Annotated in this window: 24 protein-coding genes; 8 read left to right on the top strand and 16 right to left on the bottom strand. The window is 64.4% G+C overall.

The features are described from left to right. Nucleotides 1-359 precede the first annotated feature (359 nt). Both ACM608_RS00315 and ACM608_RS00310 read right to left on the bottom strand, forming a co-directional pair. Entirely contained in the window at nucleotides 360-806 is a 447-nt protein-coding gene (locus ACM608_RS00315; RefSeq protein WP_419680944.1) for a globin domain-containing protein, read from the bottom strand. 142 nt (nucleotides 807-948) lie between these two features. Then, entirely contained in the window at nucleotides 949-1,551 is a 603-nt protein-coding gene (locus ACM608_RS00310; RefSeq protein WP_419680943.1) for an HWE histidine kinase domain-containing protein, read from the bottom strand. A 174-nt stretch (nucleotides 1,552-1,725) separates the two neighbouring features. Here ACM608_RS00310 and ACM608_RS00305 point away from each other — a divergent pair, with 174 nt between their 5' ends. Next, on the top strand, nucleotides 1,726-2,064 hold the full coding sequence (locus ACM608_RS00305; RefSeq protein WP_419680941.1) for a response regulator: 339 nt from the start codon (nucleotides 1,726-1,728) through the stop codon (nucleotides 2,062-2,064). 76 nt (nucleotides 2,065-2,140) lie between these two features. Here ACM608_RS00305 and ACM608_RS00300 read toward each other — a convergent pair whose 3' ends face one another. From ACM608_RS00300 to ACM608_RS00285, 4 genes are all read right to left on the bottom strand, one after another. Then, nucleotides 2,141-2,392, bottom strand: coding sequence for a hypothetical protein (locus ACM608_RS00300; protein ID WP_419680939.1), 252 nt, complete (start codon nucleotides 2,390-2,392; stop codon nucleotides 2,141-2,143). Then, nucleotides 2,389-3,306 carry a GGDEF domain-containing protein gene (locus ACM608_RS00295; protein WP_419680937.1) on the bottom strand — a complete coding sequence of 306 codons (918 nt, stop codon included), beginning with the start codon at nucleotides 3,304-3,306 and terminating at the stop codon, nucleotides 2,389-2,391. The genes ACM608_RS00300 and ACM608_RS00295 overlap by 4 nt, the downstream gene beginning before the upstream one ends. A gap of 305 nt (nucleotides 3,307-3,611) precedes the next feature. Continuing rightward, entirely contained in the window at nucleotides 3,612-4,244 is a 633-nt protein-coding gene (locus ACM608_RS00290; protein WP_419680935.1) for an RNA polymerase sigma factor, read from the bottom strand. A gap of 521 nt (nucleotides 4,245-4,765) precedes the next feature. After that, the gene (locus tag ACM608_RS00285) at nucleotides 4,766-5,044 is read right to left on the bottom strand and encodes a WGR domain-containing protein (protein ID WP_419680933.1); all 279 of its coding nucleotides are present in this window, start codon (nucleotides 5,042-5,044) and stop codon (nucleotides 4,766-4,768) included. 149 nt (nucleotides 5,045-5,193) lie between these two features. On the opposite strand from ACM608_RS00285, the gene ACM608_RS00280 reads away from it, so the two are divergent. Further along, the gene (locus ACM608_RS00280; protein WP_419680932.1) at nucleotides 5,194-5,541 is read left to right on the top strand and encodes a hypothetical protein; all 348 of its coding nucleotides are present in this window, start codon (nucleotides 5,194-5,196) and stop codon (nucleotides 5,539-5,541) included. Nucleotides 5,542-5,554: 13 nt separating this feature from the next. On the opposite strand, the gene ACM608_RS00275 is transcribed toward ACM608_RS00280, so the two are convergent. From ACM608_RS00275 to ACM608_RS00265, 3 genes are read right to left on the bottom strand one after another with little or no spacing between them, the layout of a single operon-like run. Continuing rightward, on the bottom strand, nucleotides 5,555-5,824 hold the full coding sequence (locus ACM608_RS00275; RefSeq protein WP_419680930.1) for a DUF1971 domain-containing protein: 270 nt from the start codon (nucleotides 5,822-5,824) through the stop codon (nucleotides 5,555-5,557). Beyond that, nucleotides 5,824-6,462, bottom strand: a complete 639-nt coding sequence (locus tag ACM608_RS00270; RefSeq protein ID WP_419680928.1) for a DUF6118 family protein — start codon at nucleotides 6,460-6,462, stop codon at nucleotides 5,824-5,826. Before ACM608_RS00270 ends, ACM608_RS00275 begins: the two co-directional genes overlap by 1 nt. Before the next feature lie 36 nt (nucleotides 6,463-6,498). After that, a complete protein-coding gene (locus ACM608_RS00265; protein ID WP_191320872.1) occupies nucleotides 6,499-9,396 on the bottom strand; it encodes a Tn3 family transposase in 2,898 nt (965 codons plus the stop codon). Nucleotides 9,397-9,490: 94 nt separating this feature from the next. On the opposite strand from ACM608_RS00265, the gene ACM608_RS00260 reads away from it, so the two are divergent. Next, entirely contained in the window at nucleotides 9,491-10,120 is a 630-nt protein-coding gene (locus ACM608_RS00260; RefSeq protein WP_066478108.1) for a recombinase family protein, read from the top strand. A 122-nt stretch (nucleotides 10,121-10,242) separates the two neighbouring features. Here ACM608_RS00260 and ACM608_RS00255 read toward each other — a convergent pair whose 3' ends face one another. From ACM608_RS00255 to ACM608_RS00245, 3 genes are all read right to left on the bottom strand, one after another. Then, the gene (locus ACM608_RS00255; protein WP_231733184.1) at nucleotides 10,243-11,385 is read right to left on the bottom strand and encodes an MFS transporter; all 1,143 of its coding nucleotides are present in this window, start codon (nucleotides 11,383-11,385) and stop codon (nucleotides 10,243-10,245) included. A gap of 272 nt (nucleotides 11,386-11,657) precedes the next feature. Next, nucleotides 11,658-12,600, bottom strand: a protein-coding gene (locus ACM608_RS00250; protein WP_406889596.1) for an IS630 family transposase whose coding sequence is annotated in 2 segments (ribosomal slippage) — nucleotides 11,658-12,255 and nucleotides 12,254-12,600 — 945 coding nt in all. Because the reading frame shifts where the segments join, the coding sequence is not laid out codon by codon here. A 90-nt stretch (nucleotides 12,601-12,690) separates the two neighbouring features. Then, on the bottom strand, nucleotides 12,691-13,683 hold the full coding sequence (locus ACM608_RS00245) for an IS481 family transposase (RefSeq protein ID WP_419680925.1): 993 nt from the start codon (nucleotides 13,681-13,683) through the stop codon (nucleotides 12,691-12,693). A gap of 240 nt (nucleotides 13,684-13,923) precedes the next feature. Here ACM608_RS00245 and ACM608_RS00240 point away from each other — a divergent pair, with 240 nt between their 5' ends. The 3 genes from ACM608_RS00240 (at nucleotide 13,924) to ACM608_RS00230 (ending at nucleotide 16,279) form a co-directional block, all read left to right on the top strand. Beyond that, nucleotides 13,924-14,403, top strand: a complete 480-nt coding sequence (locus ACM608_RS00240; protein WP_018251269.1) for a ferritin-like domain-containing protein — start codon at nucleotides 13,924-13,926, stop codon at nucleotides 14,401-14,403. A gap of 68 nt (nucleotides 14,404-14,471) precedes the next feature. Next, nucleotides 14,472-15,458 carry an aldo/keto reductase gene (locus ACM608_RS00235; RefSeq protein WP_030541330.1) on the top strand — a complete coding sequence of 329 codons (987 nt, stop codon included), beginning with the start codon at nucleotides 14,472-14,474 and terminating at the stop codon, nucleotides 15,456-15,458. Beyond that, nucleotides 15,455-16,279, top strand: a complete 825-nt coding sequence (locus ACM608_RS00230) for an SDR family NAD(P)-dependent oxidoreductase (protein ID WP_018251271.1) — start codon at nucleotides 15,455-15,457, stop codon at nucleotides 16,277-16,279. The genes ACM608_RS00235 and ACM608_RS00230 overlap by 4 nt, the downstream gene beginning before the upstream one ends. Before the next feature lie 147 nt (nucleotides 16,280-16,426). Here ACM608_RS00230 and ACM608_RS00225 read toward each other — a convergent pair whose 3' ends face one another. The 4 genes from ACM608_RS00225 to ACM608_RS00210 form a co-directional block, all read right to left on the bottom strand. After that, complete coding sequence (locus ACM608_RS00225; RefSeq protein ID WP_018251272.1) at nucleotides 16,427-17,122, bottom strand: sigma-70 family RNA polymerase sigma factor; 696 nt, start codon at nucleotides 17,120-17,122, stop codon at nucleotides 16,427-16,429. A 144-nt stretch (nucleotides 17,123-17,266) separates the two neighbouring features. Continuing rightward, on the bottom strand, nucleotides 17,267-18,865 hold the full coding sequence (locus tag ACM608_RS00220) for an ABC1 kinase family protein (protein WP_018251273.1): 1,599 nt from the start codon (nucleotides 18,863-18,865) through the stop codon (nucleotides 17,267-17,269). Further along, the gene (locus tag ACM608_RS00215; protein WP_145147061.1) at nucleotides 18,865-19,542 is read right to left on the bottom strand and encodes a TetR/AcrR family transcriptional regulator; all 678 of its coding nucleotides are present in this window, start codon (nucleotides 19,540-19,542) and stop codon (nucleotides 18,865-18,867) included. The genes ACM608_RS00220 and ACM608_RS00215 overlap by 1 nt, the downstream gene beginning before the upstream one ends. Nucleotides 19,543-19,665: 123 nt before the next feature. Beyond that, nucleotides 19,666-20,610 (bottom strand): MlaD family protein, encoded by a 945-nt coding sequence (locus ACM608_RS00210; protein WP_018251275.1) that lies wholly within the window; start codon nucleotides 20,608-20,610, stop codon nucleotides 19,666-19,668. A 57-nt stretch (nucleotides 20,611-20,667) separates the two neighbouring features. On the opposite strand from ACM608_RS00210, the gene ACM608_RS00205 reads away from it, so the two are divergent. Next, nucleotides 20,668-21,114 carry a PaaI family thioesterase gene (locus ACM608_RS00205; RefSeq protein WP_051076137.1) on the top strand — a complete coding sequence of 149 codons (447 nt, stop codon included), beginning with the start codon at nucleotides 20,668-20,670 and terminating at the stop codon, nucleotides 21,112-21,114. After that, nucleotides 21,111-21,515 (top strand): PaaI family thioesterase, encoded by a 405-nt coding sequence (locus ACM608_RS00200; RefSeq protein WP_018251277.1) that lies wholly within the window; start codon nucleotides 21,111-21,113, stop codon nucleotides 21,513-21,515. The genes ACM608_RS00205 and ACM608_RS00200 overlap by 4 nt, the downstream gene beginning before the upstream one ends. Nucleotides 21,516-21,530: the final 15 nt, after the last annotated feature.

Below are 21,530 nucleotides of genomic sequence, written 5' to 3'. Positions count from 1 at the left end.
CTTGCGCGGCACGATGCCATGGTGGGAGAAATGGCAATCCATGGCGCCCAGCCAGCGCCAGGGCGGCTGAGGCCGGCCTAGGTCAGGCGCTGTGCAACGACCGCTCCAAGGCGCCGCCCCGTGTCCCGGCGTGCGAGAGCGCGCACGGCACCGACTGGTGCTTACATCGCCGGTAAGTTTCGAGAAGCCCGCCGCGTTGGTCAGTCGCCGACCATGAGGCCATTTCCCGGCCTAAAAGACATCGAGATCAAGCTTCTCAAACTGGCAAATGGCGTCGAACAATGAGCATCTTGGCTGCCGTGTCGGCCGACGATTTTAGGATCGGCGTCTCACATCCTTGGAGCGGCCGGCTGCGGCGATCATGCCGCCTCGGTCTGGTAGAGCTGCTCCTCACGGTTGATAAGAATATCGGCCAAAAACCAGTAGGCCTCGCCCCAAGCGTTCAGAATCTCATCGGTTGCCGCCTCGCCCAATATGTCGCGGATCGCCGGCAGCAGCGCGTTGGCGACCGCAGGATAATGTTCGGGCTTGATATGGGTCTCGACGTGACGTGCGGCGATGCGCTCGATCGCGGGTTTCAGCACGTCGAGCTTGTCGACGTTCTGCGCGAAGGCGAGGATCGCGGCCGCTAGCCGCTTAGGCTGCGCGCCGGATTCGTGCGCGGCCATGTCGAATAGCGCCTTGATCTCCGGATCGACGAACAGGCGCTGATACATGCGCGTGGTGATCTCCACGCCGTGCTGCTGGAGCGCAGGCGCCGTAGCTTTCACCAAAGCCATTGTTTCGGGGGAGAGCGGTTTGGACATACAGACGTGCTCCGGATTTCAGACCCTGACAAAAGAGACGATCAAAGTGGCGGAAGGGATCCAGTCGGGCAAGAAGGGTGGGCCGGAGAGACAGGCATGCGCGATGAACCCAAGGCTGTGAGCTACCCATATCCGGATTCGATCATAGCTCGGCCGCAGCCAGAGGAGCGAGCAAGGTCCACACGACGCCCGAGGCGGGAAACTCGATCTCGGCACGGCCACGCAAGCTACGGCTCGCGGCCGTGCATATCAGCCGCGACCCAAAGCCCCGCCGCTCTGGCCTGACGACGGGCGGGCCACCTCGCTCGGCCCATTGCATCCAAAGCTCGGCCTCGGCGCCCGATCCCAGCACTTTCCACGTCAGCTCGATCGTGCCTGTTTCATTGGACAGCGCACCATATTTGATCGCGTTCGTCGCCAGCTCGTGAAAGGCGAGGGTCAACGTCATCGCCGCCTTGGGACCGATCGTGACCGTGGGGCCGTCGAGGCGAAGCCGCTCCGCGTAGAGGGTGAAGTGGCCCAGCGCATTCTCGGCCAGCGCCGGGAGGGGCGCGGTCTCCCAATTTTGGGATAGAAGCTGCTCGGTCGCACTACCCAGCGCCGCCAATCGCTCGTCAATGGTCGATCGGGCATCTTCGATCGAATCGGCCGCCTGCAAGCTCTGGCTGACAAGGGAGCGAACGATAGTGAGAATGTTCCTGAAGCGGTGTTCAAGCTCACGAATCCGGGTTTCAGTATCGACCATAACTCTACGCGCCCCCTAACCGGCTACTTAGATCAATCGCTCGCCCAAGACGAACATTTTGCATGTCCGCGTGGAGCACAGACCCAGACGGCGCGTTGCTGCGCTGGTCGGTGGAACGGCTGCGTAAATGCTTGGTGCGACATGACTACACGAGACGGGATCAGCGGCCTTCGCGTGCTGGTCGTCGAAGACGATTATTGGGTCGCGGCCACGCTGGTTGAGATTATATCTGAAGCCGGCGCAGAAGTCGTCGGCCCTGTTGATTGCGTGCGGGACGCCCTCGCGGCGCTGGACTCGTTGCCTCATGTCGCCAGCCTCGATGTGCAACTTGGCTCCGAAACCTCTTTCCCGATCGCTGACGAACTGGACCGGCGCGGCGTGCCCTTCATCTTCGCCACGGGCGCGGCCAGCATGATCCCGGCTGTCCACGCCTCACGCCCGATCTGCCACAAGCCCGCGTCGCGCGAGCTTGTGGTCGGGGCGCTCTGCCGCGCGCTCGATGCTGGCTGCTAGGCCTGCGCGCCTCGGATCGCGGGGATAGGGGGCTCCTATTCCCGCTTTCGGCAGCAAGCATCGGATGGCTGCATTGTCATTCCCCAGGAGGGAACAGCCGCGCCTCAAGGACAGCGGCTTCGGCCCGTTGCTGCTCGGGGGACTTATCCTCGGCCGCGTCAAGCGCCGCTTGAAGATGCACGGCGACATTGCCGCGCTCGTCGGCCTTGTCGAGCGATGCCATCGCCCTCTTCATGAGGCTGATCGCAGTCGCGATCTCCTGTGCCCGCTCGTCCATGCGGCTCCGCCCATCGCTCTGATGAGCCCTCTCCGGCTGCTCGCTCGTCATGTGGCCTCCATTACCCGGAGCCTGGACGTAACAGGGGTGTCCCGTCCTCGACCGGTCGTTGCGCGGCCGATCTCCACGGCGTTCTTCCCGGCGCGCTTGACCGCGTACATGAGCTGATCGACCGCGTGCATCAACGAGGGCTCGTCGCGCGGAGTATCGGGCGAGATGAGCAGCGCGCCCATGCTGCACGTCACCGGATGAGGCGTGCCGTCCAGAACTGACGACAGGCGCTTGTGAAGCAAGCGAGCGAAATACACCCCTTCTTCGGCCGAATGGACGGGAAGCAAGAAGGCGAACTCGTCGCCGCCGATCCGGCCGAAATCATCCTCCCGCCGAATGGTCTCCCGTGCGCCCTGCGCGAAGGCGCGCAGCACCTCATCGCCGGCAACATGGCCATGGCGGTTGTTGATGCCCTTGAAATCGTCGAGATCAAGGATCGCGAGCAGGAAGGATTGTCGGGCAGGCACCGCCAGATCGAGACGGTGGATCACGCGCTTGCGGAACGTCTCCTTGTTGAGCGCATCGGTCATGCGGTCGCGCGCCGCCAGGTGGTGCTCTCGATCAAAGGACCGGCGGAAACTGAGAACAATGGCGGCGACGATAACATAGGTGACGGCACGCACGGCCATCCTTGCCCCTAGCAGGGCGGGAGAGAGCCTGGGCAGCTCGGCGACATGCGGCACGACGGCGAGGACGGCCGCAACGATCGCCACCAGATAGCCAGCACGGCTGCCCAGCGCCCAGCAGGCGGCGCAGACGATCGGGATATAGAGCGGCGCGAGACCTATCCGGGGGAAATGTGCGTCCGCCAGCGCAAGCGCCGTGACGCTGAGGAGGATCGCGAACCAGGCGCGTTCGGGCGGCAGGGAATGAAGACGATCGGCGAGGCGGCCGACAGGCAGATGACTATTCACGCATGTCCTACTCGGTCAAAAGGTTCTCCAAGCTCATTCCCGCCCCAAGTGTTCCTGTGCAGCCGGCGGCACGCCCCATTTCGGAGACGTGCCGGCCACTGAACCGGGTGTTGGAAACCTGAAACACGTCAGGCGCGGACGCCTTTGGCCGGGTGGCTTGGACATGCGCGCCCGCCACCCGGTCGATGAAGCTCGACCGGCTCGTGTTTCAGGAGGTTTCCACGCCTCCACCCGCGTCTCCGCAGGTGCGCGCACGCTACCGGCAAACCGTTAAGAAAAGCAACAAGCCGACAGGCACACGCGGATCAGCCGATCTTGACGCCCCGCCAGTCCCGCTTTCTCCGCAGGTGGATGGGCCACTTGGTCACTGACGCGGGCGTATCGCGGCCGGTCCTGTCGGCCAGCAACGGCGTCGATCGCTCCTCGATGAGGGCGCGCAGCCGGGTCCGCCCGCGTGCGATGCGGCTCTTGAACGTGCCTGCGGCAATGCCGAGTTGCGCCGCTCCGTCCTCGATGGACACGCCTTGGCTCGCCAGCAGCACCGCCTCGCGTTGGTGAGGCGGAAGTTCGCTGAGCGCCCAATCCGTATCACGCAGCCAGATGGCAAGGCTCTGGGTCTCGTCCACCTTCAGCATCCGGTCGCGCGCATCATCGGGCAGCTCGGCGTGAAAGCGGGCGCGGCGACGTCCCGTGAGAAAGCTGTTCTTCATCACGGTCCGCGCCCAGGCGGCGAGGCTTGTTCCCGCCGTGAAGCTGGCGCGCGCGGTCCAGCACCGAAGCATGGTGTCCTGCAGAAGGTCGTCGGCATCGGCACCCCCGCCGGTCAGTCGCCGCGCATAGGCACTGAGCACCGCCGCCTGCTCGATCAACGCTGCTCCGAACGCGTCGTCGGGCATGGCGATCGGCAAGGAAATACGGACAGGCACATCGGACGGCATCGCATTCTCCGGGCAAGGCTCTCCTGCCCCAAGCAATATAGGGTGCGCGATCCGCCGATGTTGCCAGCCAGACCGCTTCAAGGCCCGCTTCATCCCGTCCCGGTCGATTAGGGCTGCATCTGTGCTATAAGGATTTCATATCGCAATCGGAGAGAGATGATGGAGCGCCTGTTCCCGCGCGCCTTAATAGCGTGCATTCGTGAGGCTCGGCCGCCCACATCGCAGGAACTTGCATCAATGGCCGAGAAGATCTGGCGCGAGACTTACCCAAAGCGTCCATTTCGACGCGAGCGCGCCATGAACATCGCCCGCCTCGCGCTAACAGGCGAACGCCCGATGCACGACGCACCGCCGGCATCCTGTCCCGCTGAAACCCTTTCGGTTAAAATGCGGAGCGCTACGGTCGGCCGATGGTCGTCAGGACTGTCGCCTGGGAGGGGATGCGCCGCTTGAACCGGCAATATGCTGGCCCTAGCCGGCCGATTTCTGCAAGCGGCTAAGGGCCTACTGGCGATGGCAGCTCAAACCTTGGCTGGCACCACCTCATAAGGCACTCCGATCCGGGTTTCGGCCGTACCACGCCGGCGCAGGTTTGCGGCGATATGGCGCTCGGCGGCCGTCCAATCGGCGAAGGCATGGCGCTGAACCTTGCCAGCCGCGCCGATCCGGCCCCAGCGGGTTTCGACGACGATCATGCCGAACAGGTCGAGGCTCGCTGTGATGCTGTAGCGCCGGCGGATGTTGCGCGCCGGGTTGAACGCCACCAGCTCGATCGGGTCTGGGAGAATTGCGCCTTTCATGGCGCAAAGCCTACAAAATCAACCCCACAAAGTCCGATGACTTCTTTGAATCAGTAGCCGGTCATTGATTCACAAAGTCTATAGAAGTGTCGCTATAGACCCAGCCTGCGATGCTTGATGCTCTCCCTGGCTCAACCCACATCACGCTCATGCGCCACAGGGCCTCGACCATAATCGCCTTGATGCTGGCGATCGGCGCGGCCTCGCCGATCGCCGCGCAGTCGACCGACCGGAAGGAAACGGCTCCGCAACCGCGCATGGTCTATGTGCCGGGATGGGGCACTGTTCTTGTCCAGCCCGTGCCAACGGACGATCCCCGAGCGGTAGCGCGCACGGTCATCGTGCCGGGCTACGGCGAGGTCTATGCCGTGCCGGTGCGACCGAAGGACACCCGCAGCCCTAGGCAGCGTTGCGTGGACGAGGAAGTTGCGCGGGAGGGAGGGTCCCCCTCTGCCCTGTCTATGGGCGCGATCGACTTGAAGTGCAGTCAACGCTAGGTATGGCTGCTCCCTAGAGGCTAGGCGGCTCGTCGTAGAAATCGACCTGCATCCGCATGGCTCCGAGCGGTTCGACGAAATGCGGCTGTTCCGGTAGAACCAGCCCTGGCCGATCAGGTGTAAGGATCACCTCGGAGGCAGGGTCGAGATAGGTGAGCTTCAATCTCCCCTCGATGACCCGGATCACGCCCCATACACCGGCCTTGGTGCGATGCTCGGAGCGCAAGGCAGCGGGCAATGTGGCCTCATCGAATGTGGGCGTCGAGCGGTAGGGAATCACCATTACCTCTTCACTCCGACTTGAACTGTACATCGCACCGGCTGATCCGCCTTCCTTGCGGCTTGCCGGCATCCTTCGATCTTTTCACGATTGTCGCGCAGCAACCTGTCGGCCGCGACGATCGCCTCCCAGCTCGGCTGCGATGCGCTCGCCATCAGATGCTGCCCGGCATCCCACGGTGTCGCTTCGGCAAGAGCCCGCGTCGCCATGCGTTCGGGCCATTGCCAGCTCGCCGGCACGATCTCGCGCGCCACCATACCGGGCAGGAAGGACCATAGTAGGATGCCGATAAGCAACCCGCCCAGCCCGAACCATAGTTGACGGTCCTTCTGATCCCGCGCTGTTAGCGCCGATTGAACGACGCTGCGCAACTCACGCCCCTGCTGCTTCATCTCGTCGGTGGCGGTCGCAAGCGCGGCATGGTCGGCGCTGCGAAGGTCAGCCGCCGCTCGATTGATCTGAGCCGAGACCTGCGCCGGCGTCATCGCCAGCGCTGGTGATTTCACGATCGCGGTTGTGATCTGGTCGAGCCGTCCGTTCACGCCGTCCAGCCTCTGGACGACATGCCCCAGCGTTTCGGAATAATCCGGCACGTCGATGCTGGCGCGCTCGGCCGCCAGTCCCTCGATGGCACGGCGCATCAAGGGGTCGAATCCGGCTGAGGGCGAAATGACACCCTAAGCCTCGGCACCCTTCGGCCAGAGGTATTCGCCGGTGAGGAGGATGTGCGCCCACCCGAGCGGTGAGATATGGGCCAGCAGGTGGTCGGGCGTATCGAGCCCTTCGCGTCGCCGGGCTTCGACGGCATGGCCGAGATGCAGGGTGTTCCAGTAGACGATGACGGCGGTGAGCAGGTTGAGGCCGGCGATGCGGTAATGCTGCCCCTCTGTCGTACGGTCGCGGATCTCGCCCTGGCGACCGATCCGTAAGGCGTTCTTCAGCGCGTGGTGCGCTTCGCCCTTGTTGAGGCCGACCTGCGCGCGGCGTTGCATGCCGGCATCAAGGATCCATTCGATGATGAATAGCGTCCGTTCGATCCGGCCGACCTCGCGCAGTGCGGCCGCCAGATCGTTCTGGCGCGGATAGGCGGCGAGCTTGCGCAGGATGCGGCTTGGCGGGACCTGCCCTGCGCTCATGGTGGCTGCGCAGCGAAATAGATCGGGCCAATTGGAGACGATCAGCGCTTCGCGCGCCTTCCCGCCCACCAGCGGACGTAACTCGCTCGGCGTAGCGGCGGGATCGAACACGTAGAGCCGTTTGGACGGAAGGTCGCGGATGCGCAGCACCAGGCGGTAGCCGAGCGTGGCGCTGATCCCGAACAGATGGTCGGTGAACCCGCCAGTGTCGGCGTATTGCTCCTCGATCCGTCGCCCGGCCTCATTCATCGTCAGCCCGTCGAGCAAGTATGGGGCTTCGCTGACGGTCGCAGGGATGGTCCGCGATGCAAACGGCGCGAAGCGGTCGTTGACGTGGGTATAGGCCTTGATGCCGGGATCGTTGCCATAGCGAGCGTTGACCGTGTTCATCGCCTCGCCCTGTCGCGCGGCGGGGTAGAATTGACCATCGGCGGATGCGGTAGTGCCCATACCCCAGACCTGCGCCATCGGCAGATCGCCTTGTGCGGCGACCACATGGGTCAGCGCCTGATCGATCGCCTCGCGTTCGACGTGCCAGCGCGCGAGCCGAGAGAGTTGCCAGTAATCATGGGTGTTGGAAGCCTCGGCCATCTTGCGCAGGCCCAGGTTCAAACCCTCTGCGAGCAGGACATTGAGCAGGCCGGTCCGGTCGTCGCACGGAACGCCGGTGCGCAGGTGCGTGAAGGCCTCGGTGAAGCCGAGCGCGGCATCTACTTCGAGCAGCAGGTCGGTAATACGGACGGACGGCAGACGGCGGTAGAGATCGAGCACCAAGTCATCGATCCCATCCGGCGCGTCAGCGGTGAGGCGATCGATGCGCAGTGTGCCGTCCTCGATACTGCCTTTCGGGATCGTGCCGTTACGCGCGGCGCGACCGAGCCGGGCAAGGCCATCGGCAAGACGGGCTTTGCGATCGGCGAGCCAGACATGCGGATCAGACGGTACGGCCAGCTTCGCAGCATGCGCGACTTCCATCGACACCAGGACGTTGCGCAGGTCACCATACCGATGCGAGCGGTCGAGCCAGATGTCGCCCGAGCGTAGCGCGTCACGCAGGTGGAACATGACCGCGACCTCTCGGAGACGGGCATCATCGTCGCCCTTCGCTCGCAACTGTCTCCGCCATTTGGAATGCGGCCGCAGGAAATCGTCAGTCGCCGGGGGCGTGCCTTTGGTGGCGATGGCGGTCACCGCGTTCAGCAAGGGCCGGGCGACCGGCGCGCCTTCGAGGTCGAGGCAGCGTAGCATTCGCGGGGCATAGCGACGGAAGCGGTGATAGCCCTGATCGACATGGGCCAGCGGATCGTCGCCCAACGTGTCTGTCAACGTCCGGGCCGTAGCGGTGAGGCGGGTCAGATGCTCCCATCCCGCCGCACGCGCGATCGCATCGTCAAGCGACGCACCGTCGCCATGCGCTTCGAGCAGCGATCCGCCGAGCGCCGCGAAGCCCGCCAGCGTCGCAGTGACCCCACCCCTGCTGTCTGCGACCCGTGTGTCATGCAGTTGCTTCGCCTCGCGCCAGGTGCGGCCAACGATCCGGTCATGCGTCTCGATCACCGCATCCGCAGTCGCGGTTGCCCACTCAATGATACAGACCGCGAGGATGGCGCGACGCCGGTCGGCACTCAGATCACGCAGACCATCGGCAAAGTACCGTTCGCCCTGTCGCCGCAACCTGGCGACGCGATGCGGTGGGACTCCGGCAAGCAGGCCGGCATCGAGGTCCATCGCACGCAGGAACTCCAATCGATCGAGTAGCCGGTTCGCCGCGGCGGAATTGTTGCCCGGCTCGATCCGGCGCAGCCAGATGAAACGGCTGATCGTGCCCGGCAGCATTTCAGTGGTCAGCTCGTCGAGCCGAGCGCAGGTCGCGGAACTGAGCCGCTCGGCGATCCGCCGTTCAATCCGGCGTTCGGCCGCGACGAGCGCATCCGCGCACAACCGCTCGATAGTCGTGATCGCGGGCAGGATGGTCATAGTGTCACGGCAGCGAGCGATGAAACGCCGGGCGAGATCGTCGTTGGAGCGTGCCTGTTCGGCTTCGGCGAACAGCCATTCACGAAAAGCCTGCGCTCGCGGACCCTGTCCGGGAAACGTCCTGTACCCATATACAGAGCGCAGCACCTCCATGTGCTGCTGGCGGGTTTGGCGCCTGACGGCGTAGCGGACGAGCGTATCGCCGGCGATGCCAAGTTGAGCCCCCAGGAAGGTGGATACCGCGAGCGGGATCACTTCGCCGGGCACCAGCATCCGGCCCGGATGGCGCAGTGCGCAGAGTTGCAGGGCGAAGCCGATCCGGTTTTCCGGCCGACGCCGCCGGTCGATGTGAGCCAAGTCGTCATCCGCCAGAATGTAATGCCGCAGCAGCGACGCCTCGTCGGTCGGCAGGTCAAGCAGCGCCGACCGCTGCCGGGCGCTCAGGATGTGGCGTCTCGGCATGTGGCAGTGTCCCTGTTGAACAGAAGTCTGTTTTGGACAACACTCACCCCACGCAAATCAAGGGTTTTTGAAGCCTGATTTCAGGAAGGTTCAATTGGGACAACGCGCCGCCATCTACGCCAGGGTCTCGACCGCCGACCAGTCGTGTGAGCGGCAGCTGCGTGACCTCGCCGGTTTCGCCGAGCGTGGCGGCTATGAGGTCATCGACGTTTTCCGCGAAACCGCCTCAGGGATGAAGGCCAACCGCTCGGCGCGCGCCGAAGTGATGAAACTGGCGCAGGCCCGCCACATCGATGCGATCCTTGTCACCGAACTCAGCCGGTGGGGACGCTCGACCCAGGACCTGCTCGATACGCTGAACCGGCTGTCGGGTTGGCGGGTATCGGTAGTCGCGATGAGCGGCATGACGTTCGAGGTCGATACACCGCACGGGCGAATGATGGCTACGATGCTCGCCGGCATCGCGCAATTCGAGCGGGACATGCTGAGCGAGCGCGTTCGGTCCGGTCTCGCCGCGGCGCGGGCGCGGGGTCGCAAACTCGGGCGACAGTCCGGCGACCGCCCCAAGTCCGACCGGCTCGCCCCCAAGGTGCTGGCGCTCGTTGCCGAAGGTCGCAGCTATCGTTGGATCGCGCGCGACCTCGGCCTCAGCAAGAACACCGTCGCCGCGATCGTGGGGCGGGCGCGGTTGGACACGGCCCCTGACATTGAAATAGCAGAGTAATCAGTTTTCACCTCCCGCCCCCGCCGAGAGGGCGCCAGTCGCCCCATATCGGCCTGTCGCTGAAGCTGCCGTACATTCATCGACCAGCAGATTGGGTGCCGCTTGTCGGACGCGACGCCAGTCTAACGGGCAAACCTGCTGAACAACCCCCATCCCGCCAAGCCGGCGGCTGTACCCAGCGTACCGGCAATCAGATAAGCACCGACCGCGTTGCTCGGGGTGAACAGTCCACCCGTGACATAGCCAATGATGACGGCGCTGCTCGTGACTGCGCCGTAAATAGCTGCAACCTTCCCATGGTGGTCGGTCGGCGTTTCGTTTTGCAGCATCGTGCGTACCGCCACATTGTGCACGCTGTTGGCAACTCCGCCGAATACGAAAACCATCCCGATCAACATGATGGTGGCCGCGCCGACCAAAGCGGCGCTGCCGATCACCAGCATGGTTACGCCAATCATAGTGGCCGCAACGAAAGCCAAAGGAGCAGGTCGGCGCATCGGCCGCGCACCTGCCGCGAGAGCGCCCAGGATCATGCCGGCGGCCCAGCAAGCGGTTACCAGGCCAAATGCGAGGGGGCCTTGCTTCAGCGTCACTGTGATCAGGAACACGAATGCTACATCTGCGATGGCAGAGGCAAAGACCTCCAAAGCCAGCGATCCTGTCATCACCGTGATCCGCCGGTTGCGGAGGATCGGCCAGTACTCGGCGAGCAATGTACGAGGTTCCTGCTCATCCGGCGCTATCGGCCGGCGCAAGCCGCTGGCCAGGATCACGGTGGCGAGCAAGACGTAGCTGGCAGCATCAATGAGCAAAGCACTGCGCGCGCCGATCCACGCAATCAGGATACCGCCCGCTACCGGACCTGCAAGCATCCCAACACCGCGCACAAGCTCAAGCACGGAATTCGCGCGGCTGAGCGGCATGCCAAGTGCTGTCGCCAGTACGGGTATAAGCGCGAAGGTCGCCGTTCCGCTGATGGCGAAGCAGATGCTGAGCACGCTTGCGCCAACGAGCGTCGGCAACATCGCCGTGTTGCCGGCAATCCAGGCGAGAAGCGCCGCTTGTGCTAGGCCGGTGACGACAAGTATTCTGCCAGCATCACGCCTATCGACAAAGCGACCGATGAACGGAGCAGCGATTAAACCAGGTAGCAGCTGCGCAATCAGCAGCATGGGCACGGCAAAACGCGTCTCGTTCTCGGCAGCCCGAAACATCAGAGTGATGAGGGAGATCTCGTCACCAATGGTGGAGACAGTTAAGGTCACCAGCACAAGCCAGCCCCAGCCCGATCTGATCCGTACAGCTACCGTCCCGGGTCCCTCCATAACAGGCATTTGTCTGAGGCCGGGTGCTGAAGCAACTTATTTGCCCGGCGGGCGCTCGACCGGAAGATATTCAGGGCAGTGCTTCCGCAAAGCCCGCTGCGTACAGAAAAACCGGGCGAACTCGAGATGGCAGCGAGTAGAGGATCGCTGTCGGAAAGCCACCAGTCCGTTCTCCAGCCAAACCCGGCCATTTCGCTTAGAGTCTGATGACATCAAGCTGACGCGTACCCGGCATTGCGGAGATAGTTTCGGCATTCGTCGGGTGTGAATGTGTCGAGCAGGGTGCCGACGCGGCGCCATGTTGCCTCGTGGGATCGCTCGGCAGCCTTTCGCATGAGGTGCTTGAGCTTGGCGAAGACCTGTTCGATCGGGTTCAGGTCTGGCGAGTATGGCGGCAGGAACAGGAGCCTGGCGCCCACGGCTTTGATGGCGCGGCGAATGGCGGGCTTCTTGTGGCTGGACAGGTTGTCCATGATGACGACGTCGCCGGGCGAGAGGGTCGGCACCAGGCATTGTTCTACATAGTCGGTGAAGCTCTGGGCGTTGATCGGCTGGTCGAGCACGCAGGGTGCGTCAATCCGATCGCATCGGAGTGCCGCGAGGAAGGTCATGGTCCGCCAGTGGCCGTAGGGCACCTTGGCGTGGAGGCGCCGGCCGACCGGCGCCCATCCTCGCAAGGGGGCCATGTTCGTCTTCACCCATGTCTCGTCGATGAAGACGAGGCGCGCCGGATCAAGCCGACCCTGGTATTTCTTCCACTGTGCCCGGCGTCGCGCGATGGCGGGGCGGAGCTGCTCGGCGGGCAGCACGCTTTTTTTTGAAGCTCAGACCCTCGGCATGGGCAAATCGCCAGACCTGAACATAGTCGACCTTCACGCCGCGCTCGGCCAGTTCGGCCACCAAACCCCGCAGCGTGAAGTCGCTCGCCACCCGTTCCAGCAGCCAGTCTCGCGTCGCGCCCGATAGGATATTGGTGCGGCGGCCGCCCATTCGACCCGGCGCTGCGCTGCCCGTGTCCCGGTAGCGCCGCATCCATTTAATCGCAGAACTTGGCGCAACCCCGAAGCGGGCCGCAGCCGCATGGCACGACATGCCCTCTGCCGTCACCGCCCGCACCACCCTGTCGCGCAGGTCCATCGAATACGGCTTCGCCATGCAAGCCAGCCTCCTTCACCGGCCTGCACCTTCAATCAGATCACCGCGCCTCTGGGAATCTCCAGTGATTCAGACTCACGTCATCCCGCTCTAGGTGTTTGGTCCCGGAATTTGATGGTGCGGGTCTGAGATGAAGCCGGCGGGGGCATCAGCCCATGCTTTGCAGACTGCTTCGTATGGTGTGAGGCCGCGCAGGGTCTTGAGCCGGCGGCCGAAGTTGTAGGCGGCGACAAAGTCGCCGAGGTGCTGCCGGAGCTGGTCGTGGCTGTCGTAGTGGTAGCGTTTGACGGTCGCGTCCTTGATGGTGCGGTTCATCCGCTCGACCTGACCGTTGGTCCAGGGGTGTCGCGGCTTGGTCAGGCGATGTTCGATGTCGAGGTCTGCGCATGCCGCTTCGAATGCATGGCACCAGATGGGCTGATTGTGCGCTCGCATTGCCTTGATGTCTTCGGGCGTCCAGCCGTCACCAGTCGGATCGGTGAAATGCGTTCCATTGTCAGTGAGCACGGTGTGGATCTTGTAAGGCAGTGCTGCTGCGAGATGTCGCAGGAAGTCGGCGGCTATCCGGCGCGTCGCCTTGGGGTGCAGTTCGACGAAAGCGAACTTGGATGTCCGGTCGATCGCCACGAGCAGGTACAGCTTGCCTTCCTCAGTCCGCACCTCGGCGATGTCGATGTGGAAGTAGCCGATCGGGTAGGACTTGAACTTACGCTTCGCTGGTTTGTCGCCCTCGACATCGGGCAGCCGGCTGATCCCATGCCGCTGAAGGCAGCGGTGCAGCGACGAGCGTGTGAGGTGCGGGATCGTCGCCTGAAGCGCGTAGAGGCAATCGTCCAGCGGCAACAGCGTGTGGCGCCGGAACGCCACCACAACCGCCTCGTCCTCGATCGACAGCGAGGTCGATCTTGGGTCCTTCGGACCCGTGGGCAGGTCGGCGGTCGAGCGGCGCTTCCTCCACTTGGCGATCGTCTTCGGGTTGACGCCGTGCCGTTTGGCCAGCGCCCTCAGGCTCTCTTGACTATGCTGTATCGCTCGACGGACTGCCTCAGTCGTCGTGGCGCTCCCGTGGAGTATCTGGCCCATAGCGCATCCTTCCACTCGCTCGTGAAATATGCACCATCAAAGCCTGGGATCAAACATCTAGGGTGTCATTTCGCCCTCAGCCGGAACCGACCCCAGGAGGTGCAGGCCGGGAGGTCGGCCATGAGCTCCAAACATTGATTGCGCTCTGATCGAGGAAGGACCGACGGAACAGAACGGAGCGACGAGATTAGAATCCCTCACCGTGCCTGAACGAGGCACGGCAGGACGAGGACGAACCTGATGAACGAGAACAACCTGAAGAAGCTGGTCGCGCAAGGATTGTCCGCGATGCGGGCCGGCAGCGACGTCGCCGCCAAGGCGACCGACGAGATCAACAACGACGCGCGCCACCCGGCGCTGCGATCCGCGCTCGAAGAGGGCAACCGGACTTCCCGCCAATGGGCGGACCGCATCCGTCGCGCCGCCGAGCAGGCGGGCCCGGCCGATCAGCAGGACAACCCTGTGCTCGAAGCGCATTACGAGGTGAGCCGCAGGATCCGCGAAGCGGCACCGGACGATGCCTCACGCGACCTCGGCATCATCGCCAGCGGGCAGCTCGCGCTTCATTACTGGATCGCTTCGTTCGGGACCATGGCCAATTACTGCCGGCAGACCGGCATGGACGATGCGGCGCGCGACATGAAGGCGTGCGCGGACGAGGCCAAGCAGGCCGACGAAAAGCACAGCCAGCTCGCCGAGCAGTTGCTGTCTGAAGGCTGAACCGGTGCCGGCCCGCCTTGCTACCGACGACTGGCCAACCGGCATGATCTTACAACAGGAGATAATTGGTGCTTGAGCAACGAAAGCTGGGCGACGGGCTGCGCGTATCTGCGCTGGGCCTCGGTTGCATGGGCATGTCCGAATTCTATGGGCAGGCCGACGAAGCCGAGGCGGTCGCGACCATTCAGCGCGCGATCGATCTCGGCGTGACGTTTCTGGACACCGCCGACATGTACGGGGTAGGCCGTAACGAGGAGTTGGTCGGGCGTGCGATCCGCGATCGCCGCGACGCGGTGGTTCTCGCCACCAAGTTCGGCAACGTTCGCGGCGAGGACGGCACCTTCAAGGGCGTGTGCGGGCGCCCGGATTACGTCCGCTCCGCCTGCGAGGCGAGCCTGCGACGGCTCGGCGTCGAGACGATCGACCTCTACTATCAGCACCGCGTCGACCCCGACACGCCGATCGAGGACACGGTGGGCGCGATGGCCGGGCTGGTCCGCGAGGGCAAGGTGCGCCACCTCGGCCTCTCCGAAGCGGCGCCCGCCACGGTCAGGCGCGCGCACGCCGTGCATCCGATCGCGGCGCTGCAGACCGAATATTCGCTGTGGAGCCGCGATCCCGAGGGCGAGATCCTCGACACGGTGCGCGAGCTCGGCATCGGCTTCGTGCCGTACAGCCCGCTCGGCCGCGGTTTCCTGACCGGCGCGATCCGGCGGGTGGAGGATCTCGCGCCTGACGACTATCGCCGGCACAGCCCCCGCTTCCAGGGCGAGAACTTCCAGCGCAATCTCGATCTCGTCGCGGCGGTCGAGGCGATGTCGCGGGAGAAGGGCTGCACCCCTTCCCAGCTGGCGCTCGCCTGGGTGCTGGCGCAGGGCGAAGACATCGTGCCGATCCCGGGCACCAAGCGCCGCGGCTACCTGGAGGAGAATGTCGGCGCGCTCGACGTGACGCTCACCCGAGGCGAACTGGAGCGGCTCGACCGCGCGGCGCCGAAGGGGGCAACGGCGGGCGAGCGCTACGCCGCGCCGCAGATGCAGGCGCTGAACCGATGAGCGGGAGCGACGGACACGGCCTTGCCGGCCGCGTCGCGATCGTGACGGGCGGCGGTCGCGGGCTGGGCCGCGCGATGACGCTCGGGCTGGCGCAGGCCGGCGTGCGGGTCGTCGCCACCGCCGCGCGCGAACTCGCCGAGGTCGAAGCGGTCGCACGGGAGGCAGAGCGGGCATGCGGCGACGATCGGGTGCGGCCGCTGCTCGCCGACGTGACGCGGGTGGAGGATTGTGCCGCAGTCGTGCGCGCGGCGCTCGTGCGCTTCGGCCGGCTCGACATCCTGGTCAACAATGCCGGGCGCGGCATGAAGTATGTGAGCGACACCTTCCTGACAGAACCGACCCGGTTTTGGGAGGTCGCCCCCGACACTTGGCGCATGGTGACCGACACCAACGTCAACGGCCCGTTCCTGATGGCGCGCGCCGCCGTCCCCGCCATGCTGGAGGCGGGATGGGGCCGAATCGTCAACATCTCGATGAACCGCGAGACGATGCGACGGCGCGGCTTCTCGCCCTACGGCCCGTCCAAGGCGGCGCTGGAATCGGAGACCGCGATCTGGGCGCAGGACCTTGCGGACAGCGGCATCACGGTGAACGCGCTCCTGCCGGGGGGCGCGACGCTGACCGGCATGATTCCCGAAGGACTGCCGGATAGTGCACGCGACGGACTGCTGTCGCCCGAGATCGTGGTGCCGCCCTTGCTCTGGCTCTGCTCTGACGCTGCCGCGGCGGTGACGGGTAAGCGCCTGGATGCCCGGCGGTGGATGGGAGAGCAGCCCGGAAGTCAGCGCACAACTGACACGCTGGAGGATGTAGGCTGTTAGGGCAGACCACAGGACATATCCGCTCGGCCAGCCGTGGTCTCTTCGTCCTTTTGTGCGATATCCCTAGCGACAGGTCTTCTGCTAACCGAGACGGTAAAGGACCTGAAATTGGCCGCACGAAGCCGGGATCAAGAGATCCCGGCCCACTCAGCCTACCAAACAGCGGTCGGCCGCACGCTTCGTCCGCCAGCTTTGCAGCAGCTCGATCTGTCTCTCGTGCACCTCGTCGATAACTGGTGGCTCGGCCTGACAGGTTGCACCGGCCGCCACGACCTGAGATTCCGTTTTGTATCCCTTATCGCTGTTCATGTGATCTAGGAGTGCGCGCAGCATCTGCCGCCCTCTTACCACGCGGCTCTTGATTGTGCCGACGGGAACCTGCTCGATTGTGGCTGTCTCCTCATAGCTCAATCCCTCGATCCCGATGAAATTGATGCACCGCTGCTGCTCAGGCGTCAGGCGCGGCCATAGACGGCGAACATCGCTCAGCGTCACAACGGATTCCTGGTTCGACGCCACCGGAATGTCGGCGAGTTCGGCGGTCTCGCTAACTTGTACCGTGCCTCGACGGCGTACCTGCGAAAGAAATGAGTTGCGAAGGATCCGGAAGGTCCACGCCTTCATATTTGTACCGGCTTCGAAGGATGCGCGGCTGCGCCAGGCTTTCAGCACGGTTTCCTGAACAAGGTCCTGTGCAGTATCGGGATTCCTGGCCAGCGATCGCGCATAGCGCGCCAGACTAGGCATAAGCGCGCTGAGCTCGGCACCGAAGTCCGACCAGCCCTCAGATGGCAGATGCGGCTCGTCAACCGTTTGTTCGGACACGCGGAACCCCTCGCTCAATCGAACCGGTCAGCTGCTTTGGTACCAACCGGTTTACTTTCGGAAAACGCCAAGCCGATTGGTTCGTTCCGCTCGTCGGAGATGAAATATCAGTAGCGAAACAATCGCGCGCGACTGGGTACATGAAAGGCTGACAACAAGAGGTCAGCGCCGCTGCCTGTTCGCGTACCAAGCGCAGCCGGCAAGGAGTATCGCAGAAGCCATCAGGATTGCTCCAACAACATCATGGTCGTGCTGGAGGATCGCGCCGGCGACCAGCAGGCCGGCGGACAGGACGTTGGGATCTGCGCCCCGGGGCAATGCCGGTGGTGAGGAGACGGCACCTTTCTGCAACTCGATCGGCAGCGCACCCGACCGCGCAACCCGCTCGGCGAAGGCCACCAGCTCGGGCGAGGCGGCGGCCAGACGGCCAAGGCTTGTCGCCAGCCGGCGTCCGCCACGCTTGAGGCCGGCCGGGCCGATCCGCTCCCGCAGCAGTTCGCGCGCGATCGGTGCGGCGCGCGCGGTGATGTCAAAGCCGGGATCGAGCCGTCGCACGAACCCTTCGGCGATCAGCAAGGTGCGCAGCAGCAGGGCGAGGTCCGGCGGCAGCGCCAGACGATAGGTTCGAAGCAGCGCGAACACGCGGCCGAAGATGTCGGCGAGCTCGATCTGCTGGAGTACCGCCCCGCGGAACTGGCCGATCAGCGCGTCGAGGTCGCGGGTCAGCGCCTGGCGATCGACATCGGTCTCGCCCGACCATTGCAGCAGTACGTCCGTCACCGATCGTGTGTCCTCACCCGCGATGGCAAGGACGAGCGTGACAACCTCGTTCCGCCGGGCGGGACTGAGCACGCCGACCGCCCCGAAGTCGATGAACGCCAACGACCCGTCGGCCAGAACAAAGACGTTGCCGGGATGGGGGTCCGCGTGGAACCGACCGTTGAAGATGATCATCCGCAGCACCGCATCGGCATATCTGCCGGCGACGTCAGCACCGCCCTCACCCGCCACGTCAAGAACCTCGCGGACGGGCATGCCGTCAAGCCGCTCCTGCACGTTGATCCGGCGGCCGACCTGATCCCAGTAGAAGGCCGGCGTCCGGACGCCGAGCGGCTGCAGGAACGCGCCGATGCTCTCGCAGGCTGCCGCTTCTGCGCTGAGGTCCATTTCCTGCGACAAGCTCTCCGCGAAAAACCGCAGCAGTTCGTCGGGCTTGAGGCGGCGGATCTCCGGTGAGTGCCGGGCCGCGAGCCGCGCGATGCGGCGGAGCAGCCGTAGGTCGGCATCGACGCGTTCCGCGATCCCCGGCCGGCGTACCTTGACCACGACCTCGGTCCCGTCGCGCAAGGTTGCAGCATGAACCTGCGCAATCGACGCCGCCGCGATCGGCTCGCGGTTGAAGTTCGCGAACACATCAGCGATCGGGGAGCCGAGCGCGGCCAGGATCGTCGGCTCCAGCGCCTCGAACGGCAGCGGGGTCACGCGATCCTGCAGCGTCGACAGCGCCCGCACCCATTCCGGCCCGAGCAGGTCTTCGCGGGTGGCGAGCACCTGCCCCAGCTTGACCGCGACAGGTCCAAGGTCTCGCAGCAGCGCGACGACCCGCTCGGGCGTACCGAGGTCTACCGGCTGCTCTGAGCGACCGGGCAGCAGGCCCAGGCGCGAGGCGAGCCCGTTCAGCCCATGGCGCCCCATGATCTGGATGAGCTCGGCCAGCCGCGCGCGCTCACCGATTTGAGACTCGTCGTCGGTGGTGGGCATCACGCGCTGCAACCATCCTCCTGCCGCGGGCGGCAGCCATCGAGGAACAGGTCGATGCCGCGCGAAATGCGATCCCGCGCTGCCTCGTCGTATGCTGGAGGAGACAGCCCCAGCGCTGCGCGGCGCATGGGTGCGACCACGACGAGCGTGACGAACTGCTCGGCAGCGAACACGGGGTCCGCCAGCGACAGTTCTCCCTTCGCATCGGCGTGGGCGAGGATCGACGCCACCCATTGGACGGCCCGCTGGTAACCGAAGTCATGGATGTTCGCCGCTAGCGCGGGAAAGCGCACGGCTTGCGCGATGACGACGCGTTCCATGGACGCGATCCGGGGCGTCAGGAGCCACTCGAGCAACCGATCTGCGATCACGCCAAGTCGCGATCCAATGTCGGGTTCGTCGCTGCCCGACGGTTCGAGCGCCCGCAGCTGCGTGTCGATCTCGTCGAGAATGACCGCCTCGAACACACGCGCCTTGCTGCCAAAGCGCGCGTACAGGGTCCGCTTGGAAATGCGCGCCTGTTCGGCGATCATGTCGGCACTGGCGCCGTCGAACCCGTGTTCGAAAAACAGCTCGCGAGCGCTCTTGAGGATGTGCGAGGTCAGGCGGAGCGCATCCTCAGTGGTCGGTCTGCCCATTTTCCTCGGACGCCGACGTTTCTTTTCGTCATCGCTCAATCTCGTTCTCCTGGATCGAGAGTAGCGCGATCCGGACCGGTTGGCGAGAAATCAAACGGAGACGGTCGGTTGCTCACCCGCCAGCGAGATCTCAGCCAATGGCTGTCCTTGTATCGCGGCCGATCACTGCCGTGGCCTCGGCTTGTAGATGGGAAGGGACGGAGCCCCCACGCCCAGTCCCTCCTGATCGATGCGAACGGCCGCATCCCTGACAGCACCGACCTTGTTCCTCGCTGAACGAACCGTTTCACGCAGTTGGGCCTGTTTGGCGGCCGTGCCGCGTATCGTGGGTCGAATAGCCTCTAGCCGAGCCGTGAATCGATCGGCACCGTCTCGGGCTCTCAACAATGTTCGGTTCGCTCTCGCGAGGACGGTCGCGCGGCGTTCGTCCGCTGCCGCTCTCAGTTGTTGGGCGCTGTCGCCGGATCGCTGCAAGGCGTCTCCCACGGCAATCACGCGGCCGCGCGCACCGGTGAGAGCATCGGACGCTGCTCCGGCTTTGTCAGCCCAACCAGCGGAACTCTCCGCGAGCGCCGCCAGCCGATCGCTGGCCCGCTGCTGCTGAGCGGCGTCGAGGTTGCGCGAGACAGAGTCCACGGTGCGGCTGATCTTCTCGACCAGTGCGACGGGGTCCCCTCCGCCGCCAAGGAGCCCGCCTTCCTTGGTGGGGATGACGGGAAGCTCCCCGTCGTTCGCCGCAACGATCGGGGGCGCGCCAGAGGTTGCACCGTCGAGGCTGATGTTCGCGGTGCCGGCCAGTGCCGATCTTGCGATCGACGCTTTCACGCCTGCGACGATGGGGATCCGCGGTTCAAGGCTGACGGTGACGAGAACCGCTGACGGGTCCTCCTTGTCGAACCGTATCGACGTGACGTGACCGGCCGGTACGCCCGAGAAGGTCACCGGCGACCCCTTCTCCAGACCGGCAACGCTTCCGGTAAAGCGGATCAGATAAGGGTTTCCGTCTTCATTGCGTGCATCAAACAGCCAAAGGGTAAAGACGAGGAGCGTACCCAACAGAAGGCTGGTGACCGCGAGCACAAGGAATTTATTCGACCGCGTTTCCATGAGAGACCATAACCATTAGGAAGCCGGACCAAATTTGTAAACCGTACCGTTTCCAAGGTGGCAAGGCCTGATCAGGACGAGGATGGAATCGTGGCTGGAGACTGGAGCCTGCAACCAGGCGACATACCGTGGGGCAACAGGCTTGGCCTGGAGTTGGTTTCGATCGGCGATGGCCTCAGCTCGCTACGTGTCGGTTGGCGTGAGGAGCTGGCCGACGAGGACGAGACTTTAGCAACGGGCGTGTTGACGAGCCTTATCGATCAGGCCTGCGGCGTTGCCGTAATGTCCCGACTGGGAAGGCGATTGGCAATCTCGACCCTCAACCTGAAGGTGGACCATGTGCGGTCCCCCGAGGCGAGATGCTCCGCGACAGCGTGGGCGCATTGTTACGACGCTACCGAGCGCCGTGCGTTCGTACGGACCGAAGTCTGGGATACCGATCCTTCTCACCTGATCGCGACTGCCCAAGGCGTCTTTTCGATCAATCGGGCTGTCGGGCCATGACCGGCTTCGCGCAGCTGCTAGGCTCCATGATTTCAGAGAGCGGTGACGCCTTTGTTTTGACGCCAGTGGAGTACATGATCGGCAGCCCTCTCCTTCCCGCCTTGCATGGCGGAGCTGTGGCATCCTTTCTCGAAGTGGCAGCGAAGCGTGCCCTTGCACGCAAACTTCCGCCCGGGCACTTCCCGAAGCTCATCAGCGTGAACCTCCAGTTCCTTGCCTCTGCTCGGCTGGATGCACTTGTCACGACGCCGAAGGTCAGGCGTGTCGGACGTCGGATCGCAGTCGTTCACGCCGAAGCATTCCGCCGCGAAGATCCAGCGGCTGTTTGTTTCGCGCAGCTTGAGTTTGCTGTGCACGAGCCCATCAGAGTGGGTGGCAGTGCCGATCGCCACATACTATGATACGGTCCGGTTTAC

It is taken from the genome of Sphingomonas sp. ID0503, assembly GCF_048565625.1.
Taxonomy (GTDB): domain Bacteria; phylum Pseudomonadota; class Alphaproteobacteria; order Sphingomonadales; family Sphingomonadaceae; genus JBLZUR01.
This window is presented reverse-complemented; position numbering and strand designations above follow the sequence as displayed.